10 protein-coding genes are annotated in these 13,615 nt (G+C 56.6%); 6 read left to right on the top strand and 4 right to left on the bottom strand.

Annotated elements, in window-relative coordinates:
- Nucleotides 1-234 precede the first annotated feature (234 nt).
- Nucleotides 235-2,493 (bottom strand): FAD-dependent oxidoreductase, encoded by a 2,259-nt coding sequence (locus tag GY169_RS18600; protein WP_167576617.1) that lies wholly within the window; start codon nt 2,491-2,493, stop codon nt 235-237.
- A gap of 62 nt (nt 2,494-2,555) precedes the next feature.
- Between GY169_RS18600 and GY169_RS18595 the strand changes: the two genes are divergently transcribed.
- On the top strand, nt 2,556-3,248 hold the full coding sequence (locus GY169_RS18595) for an IclR family transcriptional regulator (protein WP_167576615.1): 693 nt from the start codon (nt 2,556-2,558) through the stop codon (nt 3,246-3,248).
- Here GY169_RS18595 and GY169_RS18590 read toward each other — a convergent pair.
- From GY169_RS18590 to GY169_RS18580, 3 genes are all read right to left on the bottom strand, one after another.
- Complete coding sequence (locus GY169_RS18590) at nt 3,220-4,551, bottom strand: MFS transporter (RefSeq protein WP_167576613.1); 1,332 nt, start codon at nt 4,549-4,551, stop codon at nt 3,220-3,222. The two genes, GY169_RS18595 and GY169_RS18590, sit on opposite strands and share 29 nt — an antisense overlap.
- A gap of 448 nt (nt 4,552-4,999) precedes the next feature.
- A complete protein-coding gene (locus GY169_RS18585) occupies nt 5,000-5,890 on the bottom strand; it encodes a dihydrodipicolinate synthase family protein (protein WP_167576611.1) in 891 nt (296 codons plus the stop codon).
- Nucleotides 5,891-6,013: 123 nt separating this feature from the next.
- Nucleotides 6,014-6,901 carry a MurR/RpiR family transcriptional regulator gene (locus tag GY169_RS18580; protein WP_163447182.1) on the bottom strand — a complete coding sequence of 296 codons (888 nt, stop codon included), beginning with the start codon at nt 6,899-6,901 and terminating at the stop codon, nt 6,014-6,016.
- 321 nt (nt 6,902-7,222) lie between these two features.
- Here GY169_RS18580 and GY169_RS18575 point away from each other — a divergent pair, with 321 nt between their 5' ends.
- From GY169_RS18575 to GY169_RS18555, 5 genes are all read left to right on the top strand, one after another.
- Nucleotides 7,223-8,713 (top strand): MFS transporter, encoded by a 1,491-nt coding sequence (locus GY169_RS18575; RefSeq protein ID WP_167576609.1) that lies wholly within the window; start codon nt 7,223-7,225, stop codon nt 8,711-8,713.
- Nucleotides 8,714-8,763: 50 nt separating this feature from the next.
- The gene (locus GY169_RS18570; protein ID WP_167576607.1) at nt 8,764-9,453 is read left to right on the top strand and encodes an N-acetylmannosamine-6-phosphate 2-epimerase; all 690 of its coding nucleotides are present in this window, start codon (nt 8,764-8,766) and stop codon (nt 9,451-9,453) included.
- A complete protein-coding gene (nanK, locus tag GY169_RS18565; protein WP_167576605.1) occupies nt 9,450-10,325 on the top strand; it encodes an N-acetylmannosamine kinase in 876 nt (291 codons plus the stop codon). The genes GY169_RS18570 and nanK overlap by 4 nt, the downstream gene beginning before the upstream one ends.
- A complete protein-coding gene (gene nanQ / locus GY169_RS18560; protein WP_167576603.1) occupies nt 10,322-10,789 on the top strand; it encodes an N-acetylneuraminate anomerase in 468 nt (155 codons plus the stop codon). Before nanK ends, nanQ begins: the two co-directional genes overlap by 4 nt.
- A 553-nt stretch (nt 10,790-11,342) precedes the next feature.
- Complete coding sequence (locus tag GY169_RS18555) at nt 11,343-13,568, top strand: inverse autotransporter beta domain-containing protein (protein WP_167576601.1); 2,226 nt, start codon at nt 11,343-11,345, stop codon at nt 13,566-13,568.
- Nucleotides 13,569-13,615 lie beyond the last annotated feature (47 nt).

Below are 13,615 nucleotides of genomic sequence, written 5' to 3'. Positions count from 1 at the left end.
TTAAGATCAAGCGGGTGTTCTTTTATGGAGCGATACCACAAGGTAGAGCAGGTCTCTGACAGGTTATGACAGTGAAAAAAGAATTCTGGCGTTAAATGATAAAAGGCAGAACTCGTTTAACCTGGCGGAAACGGCGGAGGAGATTGAGAAGCGTATTGCGTTAGTGAGTCAACTTATTCCCTCTCCCCCGCAGGGGAGAGAGCCCGCGCAATGCGGTTGGAATTGGGGCTGGTATTACATGATGTTAAGCGAATAAACCGCGGGCACGCCCCCCGCCGATTTCACCAGCTCAAGGGTGATTTTTGACACTGTGCGCGGTGCTTCCAGCGTGTGCTGGCACACCGAGTGACGGTTGTCGCTCACTTCGGCAATCAGCGTATCGTCGGCCCACAGCTGATAGTGGGTGGTGCAATGCGGCGTGACCGCCTCTGCGTGGCCCATCTGTACGGTTTCCATCGCGTTATCAAAGTCGTTGTCCAGCATCAGCGTCAGCGACTGCACGGTCTGCGGCGTGTCCCACTGCCAGGTCAGGCGCGGCGCGGCGTCGTCCAGCGCGGGTGCCCAGCCATTAATCTGTTGTTCCGGGCGCAGACGGCCGTTCAGCAGGTTTTGCACGTTGTAGCAGCGCAGCGGCGCGGCGAACTGGATCGCGGGCATGATCTGGTGCGGGCGACGGCGCGGCACCCAGAAATCAAACGCCTCGACACCGTAATCCCCGTCCACCACCTGACGCGGGTGCTTGGCCACGCGGGCATTCTGGCTGTTGAATACCGTCATGATACCCGGCAGCGCCACGTCGCTTAGCGCTATCTCCACCTCGCTGTTGCGCTCGAAGGCGATAAACAGATAGCGGTCAACGTCGCTCTGCCTGCCAAACTCAACGAGATATTCCCCGGCTTCCTGCACCGTTAACGTCCGTTCGTCGAGCAACGTATCGGCGCAATAGTTGGCGGCCTTCTGGCTGCTCAACAGGCTGATGTTTACCGGCTGTGCGCTGGCGGCGCGCAGGGTAAAGCGCAGAGCCGGCAGCGCTTCACCGGCTTTGACCGGCAGTAGCAGCGCCATGCGTTCTTCCAGCGCCATCCAGCGGCCGCTGGCGGGGAGGGCGGTCAGCGCTAGTTCGCTGCTGGCGCTCACTCGCGCGCCGCGCGCCGGGTCGCGCAGATGCTGACGCGGAATGTAACAACCGGTTTGCTGGAGATGCTGCTGGAGTTTGTCGATGTGTTTGGCTTCCGCCAGCTGCGGCGCGCTGAGCTGATGCTGTTGACAGAGCGCGGCCGCGCGGCCCACCACTTCACCCAGCAGACCGCAGGTACACATCACACGGGCGCTGCCGAAGGCGACGTGAGAGGCGGAAATCAGGCGGCCGGTCAGGAACAGGTTATCCAGCGACCGGCTGTAGAGGCTGCGATACGGAATGGTGTAGGTGCCTTTGCTGTGGAACTGGCGGCAGCCGTCATGTTTGCTATAGACGCCGTCCGCCGGGTGCAGGTCGATAGACCAGCCGCCGTAGCCCACCGCGTCGTAGTGGTCACGCTGCTCGATGATGTCCTGCTGGCACAGCAGATGGTCGCCGATAAAGCGGCGGCTCTCGCGTTTGCCGGGAATTGAACCGACCCACTCGATGGTCAGGTTTTCGGCTTCCGGGAATTCGCCGGAGTTTTTAATGTAGTCCCACACGCCCCAGACAATCTTCCACAGCTCCCATTTGATCTGCTCGCTGTCGTGGATGGTATCAAGGCGTCCGCCCCATTCCAGCCACCACAAATCGCAGCCGTTCAGCGTTGAGGTCAGACGCTTGTAGCGCGGAATAGCTTCAATGTCCTGCAACGCGAAAGAGGGCGGCACGAACTTCACCGGCCCGTTGCTTTTGCGGGTGTAGAAATAGATAGAGTGGCCGAGCTTGTGGCCGAAGTTATCGCCGGGGGCCATTTTTTCGCCCAGCTCTTCTGCGTCTTCCGCGCCGACGCGGTACTCTGCGCCCGCCAGATGGCCCAGCACGCCGTCGCCAGTAGCGTCGCAGAACTGCGCGGCCTGAATGTGATAGAAGGTTTCATTGACGGCGTTAAAGCCGGTGGCTTCGGTAATGCGCTGGCCTTCGCGCTCAACGGCGTAAATGGCGGTGTTCAGCAATAGGGTGAGGTTCTTTTCGCGCTGCGCTAAATCCAGTAGCAGCAGGTCGAACATCATCGGGTTGCCTTCTTTATTGCGCCACAGGTTCTCTTCGAGAATCTCGCCCATAATACCGCCTTCGCGCGACCAGCGGTTATTGTTACCCATGTGCGACGTTGCGCCGTTGGCCCACAGGCGCACTTCGCTGGAGGCGTTGCCCCCAAGTACCGGTCGGTCCTGCACCAGCACGACCTGCAAACCGTCGCGGGCGGCAGCGAGCGCGGCGCATAGCCCGGCCAGGCCGCCGCCGGCGACCAGCAGATCGGTGCGTAGGGTCTGGTGGGGAAAATCACGTTCATGGGTTTGCTGGAAAATTTGCATAAATTGTAATTCCTGCCTTTCTGGCGATAAAATAATAGTCTTTAAAAAAACGGGATCCCGCTATGTCGTCTCAACCTAATCAAAGCCTTATCGACGGTATTCGCTGCCTGCAGTATCTGGTGTCCAGCGATCGGGCTATCGGTTGTCGCGAGCTGGCGCGGCTGATGAGCATTAACCCCACCCGCGTGAACCGTCTGCTGATGACCATGGCGGCCATCGGCTTGACCACCCAGGACGAGCAGCGTCGCTATCTGCCTGGGCCTGGTATTCACGCGCTGGCCGCACAGGCGATCCGCGGTTCAACGCTGTTTTCAAAAGCCCTCCCGCTGCTGGAAACCTACGCCCCGAAAGATATCGTGGTGGCGATGGGCGTCCTGTGGGAGGACCAGGTTATCTATATCTTCCACTCCCGCCCCGGCAGCCATATCAGCCAGGCGCTGGCGGGTTTTCATATGATGCCGGCCTGCGAGTCGGTCATCGGTATTGCGCTGCTCGCCGCCGAAGACGACGAGATGCTGGCCCAACGCTTTAGCGCGGAAGAGATGGCGCGCATTGCGCCGTACCTTCAGCAGCAGCGTCAGCTGGGCCATGTGGTCTGGCCGCACGACGACGGCGAAGTCTCTCTCGCCAGGCCGATTCAGTTCGGTTCACACAAGGCGGCGCTGGCTTTTGCCGGGATGTATGATCCCATCCCGGAACAGACCGCCGCGCGGCTGGCCGAACTCATCACGCTTTGCGACCGACTGACGGCGTAGCCTTGTCGCTGTCGAGGTCAATCTTGCCGACCACGAACAGATAAGAGCAGATCCCCAGACAGGCCAGTACGGCGATAAAACCGAGCGCTGGGGCGAAGTTATGCCCGTCGATCAGCGCGCCGATAGCGATTGGCACGACGATCGAAGAGAGCGCGCCGGTAAAGTTGAAGACGCCGCCCGCCAGACCAATCAGATGACGCGGCGCGAGGGCTGTCACAAACACCCAGGTAATTGTCGCCAGACCGTTGCCGAAGAAGGCGATGGACATAAACAGGATGATCAGCGTGGGGTCATCGGTGTAGTTGGCGCCAAGGATAAACAGCGTCAACGCCATCCCCAGAATGACCGGTGCTTTACGGGCAAAGCTGGCGGAGACGCCACGACGAATCAGACGGTCTGATACAAACCCTGCCAGCAGCACGCCGACAAACGCCGCGAGGTAAGGGACGGAGGCGACGTAGCCGGACTTAATAAAGTCCATATGGCGATACTGCACCAGATAGGTCGGGAACCAGGTCAGGAAGAACCAAAAGGTGGCCGAGATGGTGAACTGGCCGAAGTAGATGCCAATCAGCTTACGGCTTTTAAACATCAGCCCCAGATCCTGCCAGCTGAACGGACGCTTAGCGGCGTTCTCGCGGCTTTCCATGACCGCGCCGCCGTCGCGCAGGTGATCCAGTTCGGCTTTCGATACGGTTTTGTGATCCAGCGGATCGCGGTAGACGCAGTACCACAACACGCCCCAAATCATCCCCACCACGCCGGTAATCAGAAATAGCCCGCGCCAGCCGAAGAGATCCTGAATATGAAACAGCACCGGGGTCATCAGCGCCATGCCGACAAACTGGGCGGAAGAGTAAATACCGATCGCCGTAGCGCGTTCCTGCTCCGGGAACCAGCTGGAGATCACGCGGTTGTTTGACGGCATCACCGGCGCTTCAAACGCCCCGACGCCCAGACGCAGGCCAACCAGCGCGCCAAAGCTGTTGGCGACGGCGTGCAGCGCGGTAATCAACGACCAGATAAACAGCCCCACGCCGTAGACCAGGCGAGAACCGAGACGGTCGATCAGAAAGCCGCCGGGGATCTGCAATGCGGCGTAGATCCAGCCGAATGCGGAGAAGATAAGCCCCATCTGGAGCGGGGTAAACTGCAGCTCGCCGGACATCTGCGTGGCCGCGACCGAGAGGTTCGTTCGGTCCATGTAGTTGATAATAATATTAATAAACACCAGGCCTAGCACAAAGAAGCGTACCCGACCGGTCGAGCGGGCGGCAGATCTTGTTATCGGTTGTTCTGACATAGAGGTGTTCTCATCATTTTAAGGTTTAAAAGGTAAGAGGCGTCATATGATTGTTGTTAGTGTTTCTTTTATAGAAACACTTAGTCGGATGCAAAGTGAGATGTAAAGAAGTGTGATCTGTCTTGTATTTGTACAGTAATGAAATCGGTTTCAGGTGTTGGGATGGGGCTCCCCCTCACCCTAACCCTCTCCCCAAAGGGGCTAGGGGACTGTACGGTGCGGTTGGTGGGTTTAATGCAGGGTTTTGCCCTCTCCTGAAAGGGGAGAGGGACTGTACGGTGCGGTTGGTGGGATTAATGCAGGGTTTTGCCCTCTCCTGAAAGGGGAGAGGGACTGTACGGTAGAGTTGGTGGGCTTAATGCAGGGTTTTCTCCCTCTCCCTTTCAGGGAGAGGGCCGGGGTGAGGGTTCAGCGCGCACGGCCTCCGTACAGGCGATGACCGTAACCGTTAAATAAACTCCGCCGCACGGAATTTCGCCAGCGCGTCCTGCTTTTGTTCCGCCGTCATCGGGCGGAGCGGACGGCGCGGATCGCCCACGTCGATACCGTGCAGCTGCATGGCCTGCTTCCCGGCCGCCACGCCGCCGTACTGCACCAGCACGCGAATGATGGCGATCACTTTGTCCATGCAGGCCGCCACGTCCTGGTGGTTGCCCTGATTGAAGCTATCGATCAGGCGAAGATAGAGCGGTGCGGCATAGTTATAGGTACTGCCAACTGCGCCAATCGCTCCGCAGGCGAGCCCCGCCGGTAAAAATTCGTCCACGCCGAAGGGAATATCGAACTGGCCGTTGTTAACGCGCAGGCAACGCTGGAACTCGTACATGTCGCTGGAGTTAAACTTCATACCGGACAGGTTCGGGATTTTATCCGCAGCGGCAATCAGGAACTGTTCCATATCGAGGCTCAGCCCGGACATGCCCGAGTGATAGTAGTAGAACCCCTTCGATGGCGCGGCGGCGGCGTTAAGCCGGCAATATTCCACCAGGTCGTCGACGCTGGACGGTTTAAAGAAGCAGGGGCCAATCACCGAGGTGGCGAAAATATCTAACGTCTCCGCATGACGGCTTAGATCCAGCGAGTCGGCGATGCTCAGCGCGCCAGTATGGAGCGTAATGCTGAGCTTACCGTGGCTCGCCGCTACCCAGCGCTCGGCGATCTTTTTACGTTCAGCAACGGAGCAGTGGATGCCCTCGCCGGTGGTGCCAAGAACGTACACGCCCTTCACGCCCTGGCCAATAAGATGCTCGGCAATCTGATCAATGACCGGATAGTTTACTTCACCGTGGCTGTCGAAAGGGGTGTGCGGCGCAGCGATAAGACCTGTTAGCTTTTCCATGTAAACCTCAAGTGGTGTTTTTCTTCTTAACTGAAAGTTAAAATGAAGCATAACTCCACTTTGCGGACAAATGATACCCATAGAGAAAAACGAGAGTATCAGAGTGTGATCGGCCGCACTAAATTAGGCCTGACGAGGAACCGTTAAGGCGTCCATGGTGCGCAGTTTATTGGCCTTCGCCTGCTCCGGATCTTTCTGCACCAGCAGGGTGTAGATGAGATCCAGCACGAACAGCTGCGCGGTCTTGGTTCCGATGGAGTCACCCTGCAGGCGCCCCTGTCGATTACCATTAATCAGCGTAAAATCAGCGACTTTGCTCAGCGGTGAGCCCAGGTTATGGGTCAGCGCGACGGTGGTCGCGCCCGCTTCTTTGGCAAGGTGCAGCGCATGGGTGGTTTCCGGGGAGTGGCCTGAATGGCTGATGCCGACGGCGACATCGCCCGGTTTGAGCAGGGAAGCCTGCATGTACATAAAGTGATTGTTGGTGAGCGCATCCACGCGCATACCGATACGCATCAGCTTATGCTTCATATCTTCGGCGGTGACGCCGGACGCGCCCACGCCAAAAATATAGGCGCTGTTGCAGGCGTGCAGCGCATCGACAACCTGTTCGACCTGGCGCATATCCAGCAGATTCAGCGTTTCGGACAGCACGTTGGCAATCGCGCCTTGCAGCTTCAGACCAATCGTGTGGGCGTCATCGTTTTCCACCACTTCAGCGTCCAGCAGCGTGCTGCTGTCATCGCTGTCAACCATCGCCAGCTCAATGGCCAGCTCCATTTTGAAATTCTGAAAGCCCTTATAGCCCAGCAGGCGGCAGAAACGGATCACCGACGCTTCGCCAGCGTTGATCTCCTGTGAAAGATCGGCAATGGAAAGCTGCGTCACCTTATGGGGTGACGTCATGATGTAGTTGGCAATACGCTGCCCCACACGGGTCAGACTACTCTGCATCGCCCCCAGAGTATCAAGTATTTTTCCGGCCTTAACCGGTGAGTTCGGACTCTCCATTGCTTCCTGCTCTTCACGCTGACTGAGTGGGTAATGATGGGGCAGCGCCTGCGGTCAGGCAAGAAAATCGGTGTAAAAACCGTGTAATAGCCGCCATTTTGCGCACACCTGTACCGATGACGACGGCATGTTGTGACGCAGATCGATTTTTTATCCTCCGTCATGCTTACCTCTATGATGGTGTTCACACATTTCAGTCTATGCACTTGTGGTGTTTTGCTTCCTGTAAAATTATTAAATGGAGTTTTACTTCATTTGGGTGTGTCGCACTCACTCTTTAGGCACGTAGGTATTGCAATTTGCTCATCACAGGAGAGCAACATGAGTGGAATAACAAAAGCCATTCCATGGTACAAACACCTTAATAAATCCCAGTGGCGGGCTTTCTCAGCCGCATGGCTTGGCTATTTGCTTGATGGTTTTGATTTTGTCTTAATTGCCCTGGTATTAACGGAAGTACAGAGCGAGTTCCAGCTCACTACCGTACAGGCGGCGAGTATTATTTCCGCGGCGTTTATTTCGCGCTGGTTAGGCGGGTTGCTGCTGGGGGCGATGGGCGATCGCTACGGTCGTCGTCTGTCGATGGTCACCAGCATTATTCTTTTCTCGGTCGGTACGCTGGCCTGCGGCCTGGCGCCGGGTTACACCTCGATGTTTATCGCCCGTATGGTTATCGGTATGGGGATGGCGGGGGAGTACGGCTCCAGCGCAACTTATGTGATTGAAAGCTGGCCAAAACATCTCCGCAACAAGGCCAGCGGCTTCCTGATTTCCGGTTTTTCCGTCGGCGCGGTGGTGGCGGCGCAGGTCTACAGTCTGATCGTTCCTCTGTGGGGCTGGCGCGCGCTGTTTTTCATTGGCATTCTGCCGATTATTTTTGCGCTGTGGCTGCGGAAAAATATTCCTGAAACCGAAGACTGGAAAGAGCGTCAGGCGAATAAAAAACCGGTCCGTACGATGGTCGACATTCTTTATCGCGGCAAGCTGCGGCTGCTGAATATCGCGATGAGCTGCGCCGCTATCGCCGCGCTATGGTTCTGTTTTGCGGGCAATCTGCATAACCCGGCGATCGTACTGCTGCTGGCGCTGGTGTGTACGGTGATTTTTGTCAGCTTCATGGTGCAAAGCAGCGGCAAACGCTGGCCAACCGGCGTGATGCTGATGGTCGTAGTGCTGTTTGCTTTCCTCTACTCCTGGCCGATTCAGGCGCTGCTGCCGACCTACCTCAAAAGCGAGCTGGGATACAACCCGGCGACCGTGGCGCAGGTGCTGTTCTTTAGCGGCTTTGGCGCAGCGGTGGGCTGCATTGTCGGCGGCTTCCTCGGCGACTGGCTGGGAACGCGTAAAGCCTACGTTTACAGCCTGCTAGCCTCGCAGATTCTGATTATCCCGGTATTCGCCATCGGCGGTTCCAGCATCTGGGGCCTGGGTATCCTGCTGTTCTTCCAGCAGATGCTAGGCCAGGGCATTGCCGGCATTCTGCCGAAGCTGATCGGCGGCTATTTCGATACCGACCAGCGTGCGGCAGGCCTCGGCTTTACCTACAACGTCGGGGCGCTGGGCGGGGCGGCGGCGCCGGTGATTGGCGCGCTGGTGGCGCAGCATCTCAGCCTTGGCTCGGCGTTGGGGTCGCTCTCCTTTGGTTTAACGTTCGTGGTGATTTTACTGATTGGCCTGGATATGCCGTCTCGCGTGCAGCGCTGGATTCGTCCGGAAGCACTGCGTACGCATGATGCTATCGACGGTAAGCCGTTTAGCGGCGCGCTGACCCGTCAGACAGACAAATCGGTTCCCGTTTGCGGTAAGCATTAATTACAGGCGCCCGGACGCGCCGGGCGCAAATTGAAGTTAAGGATGTACTTATGTCGTTGTTAGAGAATCTGGATACAAGCATTCAACAGCAGGGTGGGCTTATTGTTTCTTGCCAGCCGGTCCCCGGCAGCCCGTTAGATAAACCGGATATCGTGGCGGCGATGGCGCTGGCGGCGGTACAGGCGGGGGCCGTGGCGGTCCGCATCGAAGGCATTGAAAATCTGAGAGCGACACGCCCGCTGATTAGCGTTCCGATTATCGGCATCGTGAAACGTGATTTGTCGGATTCCCCGGTACGTATTACCCCTTACCTTGACGATGTAGACGCGCTGGCACAGGCCGGTGCCGATATCATTGCTTTTGACGGCACTGACCGCGTACGTCCGACGGCGGTCGCGGAAATTATTGCCCGGATTCATCATCATCAGCGCCTGGCGATGGCCGACTGTTCCTCGCAGCAGGACGCCGCTGACTGTCACCGCCTCGGCGCGGATATTATCGGCACGACGCTTTCCGGCTATACCACCGATGTGGTGCCGCAGGAGCCCGATCTGGCGCTGGTGTCGGCGTTAAGCGCTAAAGGCTACCGTGTGATTGCTGAAGGCCGCTATAACTCACCGGCGCTGGCCGCACAGGCCATGCGGCACGGCGCCTGGTCGGTCACCGTCGGCTCGGCGATTACGCGCCTTGAGCATATTTGTCAGTGGTATCGTGACGCGATCGTGGAGGAAGCGGTATGAGCACGCTGGCGATTGATATCGGCGGCACCAAGCTCGCTGCGGCGCTTATCGATCCCCGACAGCAGATTATCGACCGCCGGATTTTACCGACGCCCGCCAGCCGCACGCCGGAGGCGCTACGTGAGGCGCTGCGCTCGCTGATTGCGCCATTTGCCGGGCAGGCGCAGCGCGTGGCGGTAGCCTCAACCGGCATCATCCGTCACGGCATCCTCACGGCGCTCAACCCGGATAACCTTGGCGGCCTGGCGCAGTTTCCGCTGGTAGATACCCTCGCTCAGCTGACCGGGCTGCCCTGTCTGGCGGTGAATGATGCGCAGGCTGCGGCGTGGGCGGAATATCGCGCGCTGCCGGGCGAGGTTCGCGACATGGCGTTTATCACGGTGTCGACAGGCGTTGGCGGCGGCATCATCAGTCATGGCAAGCTGCTCACCGGCCGTCAGGGGATGGCCGGGCATATCGGACATACGCTGGCCGACCCGCACGGGCCGCTTTGCGGCTGCGGGCGTCGCGGTTGTGTGGAAGCGATTGCCTCTGGACGCGGGATTAGCGCGCAGGCGGTTGACGCTCTCCACGGCATGACCGCGAAAGAAATCTATGCGCTACACCAGCAGGGGCATCCGCAGGCGACGTGCCTGATTGAGCGCTCGGCCCAAACCGTGGCGCGACTGATTGCCGATCTGAAAGCTGGCTATGACTGCGAATGCGTGGTTCTTGGCGGCAGCGTCGGTCTGGCGGACGGTTATTTATCCCTGGTCGCCGGGTATCTGGCGCGAGAGCCGGCGGCCTATCACACGCATCTTGTCGCCGCCCATCATCAGCATGACGCGGGGTTACTTGGCGCGGCAATGTTGGCAGAAGAGGACATCTTATGATTTTTGGCGATATTCGTTGCCCTGAGCGTGCCGGGTTACCTTCACCGCTGCTCGCGGCGCTGACCCTGGCCCTGAAGGCGGACCCGCAACGCTGTGAGCCGGGCCGTCACGCTTTGCAGGGGGAAGATATTTTTATGAACGTGATGCAGTTTATGACGCAACCTGCGCACGCTAAGCGGGCCGAGCTGCACGCGGAATATATTGATGTGCAGATCCTGCTTGCGGGAGAAGAGCGCATCGAGTTCGGGCTTGCTGACAGTGCCCGTCAGTGTGATGAATGGCACCACGAAGACGATTACCAACTGTGTGATGAGATTGCGGGGCAGCAGTCGGTTACGTTGCAGGCAGGGATGTTTGCGGTGTTTTTCCCCGGTGAGCCGCATAAACCGGGTATTCAGGGAGAGACGCCCGCCGAGATAAAGAAAGCGGTGGTGAAAGTGCATCGAAAGCTGCTTGAGAGATAGGCTTTCTAACCATCCCGGTTCAGTCAGGCGAAGCGCCGCCGGGGTGGTTCAGTCAGCTAACCGGGTACGCTTCCCGCTCAGGCTCTGGCGAACGCAGCAGCGCCCACATAATAATCCTCCCAATTACCGCCTTAAGCATCCCTTTCTTTTTTTGCTATACCTTACCGACTGTTCTGCCACATTTTTTTATATTTACATAGGGTGTCCAAAATCGGATACCTAAACATCGAGCCAATTTATTCTTAATTGGATAAAATACCAACCAAATAAGCCTTGCGCCAAATAATATTATTCGATAACAACTATTATATCCTGGTTTGTAACTACAATATTTCTTTCTGTTAACACATTGCATTTCAAATAAATGGAAATAATTAAATAAAACGCGGAGTATCTCTTGATACTCTATTTTTGTCATTTCTGAAAATTCACATTGTATAAAATGAATAAATTATCTTTATTGTGTCGTTATGGCGTGTCTTATTCTTTAGCTCAATTGAAACAGGTCCCGCGCGTATTGTCTCCGATGCTGTTGTTGATCCCTCTGCAATCGATGGCAAACGCATCTGCGACGGAGAATACTGACGTTAATCCTTATAGTGATACGCTGAGCAGGACGGCTTCCACACTGGCATCAACCGAATCAAATGGGGCGGCAGGTGCAGCGGCGTCCGCCGCATCAAGCTATGCATCTTCCTCCGTGGAAGGTTGGCTCTCGCAGTTCGGTACTGCCCGCGTGCAGTTAAATGTGGATAACAACGGCAACTGGGACGATAGCTCCTTTGATTTTCTGCTGCCGTTTTACGATAACAAAAAAACGGTGATCTTCACTCAATTGGGGATGCGCGCACCGGACGATCGTTTTACTGGAAACCTTGGTTTTGGCGTCAGAACATTTAATGCATCGAACTGGATGTTTGGTATTAACAGCTTTATTGATGATGATTTTACCGGTGGTAACCGTCGCGCCGGATTTGGCGGCGAAGCCTGGACCGATGATTTAAAACTATCGGCAAACGGCTATGTCGGTATTACCGATTGGCACAGTTCACGTGATTTTGATGATTACGATGAAAAGCCTGCAAATGGTTTTGATATTCGTGCTGAAGGCTATTTACCGACTTATCCGCAATTGGGCGCAAAGGTCATGTACGAACAGTATTATGGCGATAATGTTGCGCTATTTGATACCGACCACCTGCAAAAAGATCCTTCTGCGGTCACGGTGGGTCTGAACTATACGCCGATTCCGCTGGTGACCGCAGGCATAGACTATAAACGCGGTCAGGATTCGGTGGATGACACCCAGTTCTCCCTGGCTTTCCACTATGTGCTGGGACAATCTTTGTCATCACAATTGTCGGGCGATCAGGTGGCGTATCGTCGAAGCCTCGCAGGCAGCCGTTACGATCTTGTCGAGCGTAATAATGAAATCGTGCTGGACTACCGCAAGCAGGAAAAACCGACGCCAGACGCGCCTACCACGGATTTAGCGATACAAATTGTGCGTAATGGGGTGGATTCTGACGGTACGACCAAAGATTTCGCCGTGGCGCGGGTCACCGATTCTGACGGTACGCCGATGGCCAACGTCACCGTTAACTGGTCTGTTAGCGGTTCTGCGAAGCTGGCACGAGCGTCCAGCACGACGGATAGCTACGGTCTTGCTACCGTGGGCTTAACTGATGCTGTCGCAGAAACAGTGGACGTGACCGCGACCGTAGAGCAGCAGACGAAGACCTCGAAAGCCACGTTTGTTGAGGGAAGTGGTGGTGATAAGACCAGGCACATCGTGGTCAGCACGGTGAGGGGGGCGGCAAGCGCTGATGGCCAGGATCGCGGAATACTGAAAGCCGTCGTCACCGATGAAAACGGTAAGCCGATGAGCCATCAGACCGTGGCCTGGTCCGATAGCTCGGATACGGCAAAGGGCAATAAAACGGAAACCATCACCAATGATAGCGGCGTGGCTCTTTTTGCCTTAACGGATACCGTTGCGGAGAAAGTGACCGTAACGGCGAAAATGGATGATATTAGCGATTCCGGCAGCGTGACGTTTATTCAGGGCTCGCAGATTATTACTAACGTAGAGATGTCCGCAGTGAAAAATGGCGTCATTGCCGATGGCGTTCACCAGAATATCGTGCAGGTTTCGGTTGAAAATGGTCAGCACGAACCAGCAGCGGGTGAAACAGTGAGTTGGTCTCTGGTATCGCCGTCCTCTAAGGCAGAGATTAAACATTCAACAACGGTGACGGACGCGAAGGGAAATGCGTATATCAGCTTCGCGGATACAGCGGCGGAAGACGTCCAGGTGCAGGCGAAAGTCGGCGAGCACCAGATGAGCTTCACATCGAACTTTATCGCTGAATCTATTGGTCAAGTTGATGGGCCGATTCCTCTGGGGATTGGATCGGATGATGTCGTCAATATCAATGAATCCAGCGGCGGCGTTGATTTCCAGATAACGCCTTATGCGGGTATGAAGGAAGGGGACCAGATTGTGCTGCACTTCCAGGTATACGGCGATGATGGCGGCCCATCCTATAACCCACGCAGCCAGACGTGGACCTCTTCGATCCACACAGTGACCGCGAGCGAAGTAGGGCACCCAATTACCATTAATGCGCCACAAAGCGCATTCTACGACGACAATGGCATTGGCATCACCGACACGGATTACGACACCACCGGCGCCTATGCCGTGGTGAAAAGCGTCAGCGGGCAGACGGTGAAATCTTCCTTCACGCATATGGGTGTCGCGACCATTATGGGGTAGCGGCTCCCATGGAGTCGGCTAGCGCAGGCCGGGCTACATAAACGTTA

It is taken from the genome of Kluyvera genomosp. 3 (assembly GCF_011765685.1).
Classification (GTDB): domain Bacteria; phylum Pseudomonadota; class Gammaproteobacteria; order Enterobacterales; family Enterobacteriaceae; genus Kluyvera; species Kluyvera georgiana_A.
This window is presented reverse-complemented; position numbering and strand designations above follow the sequence as displayed.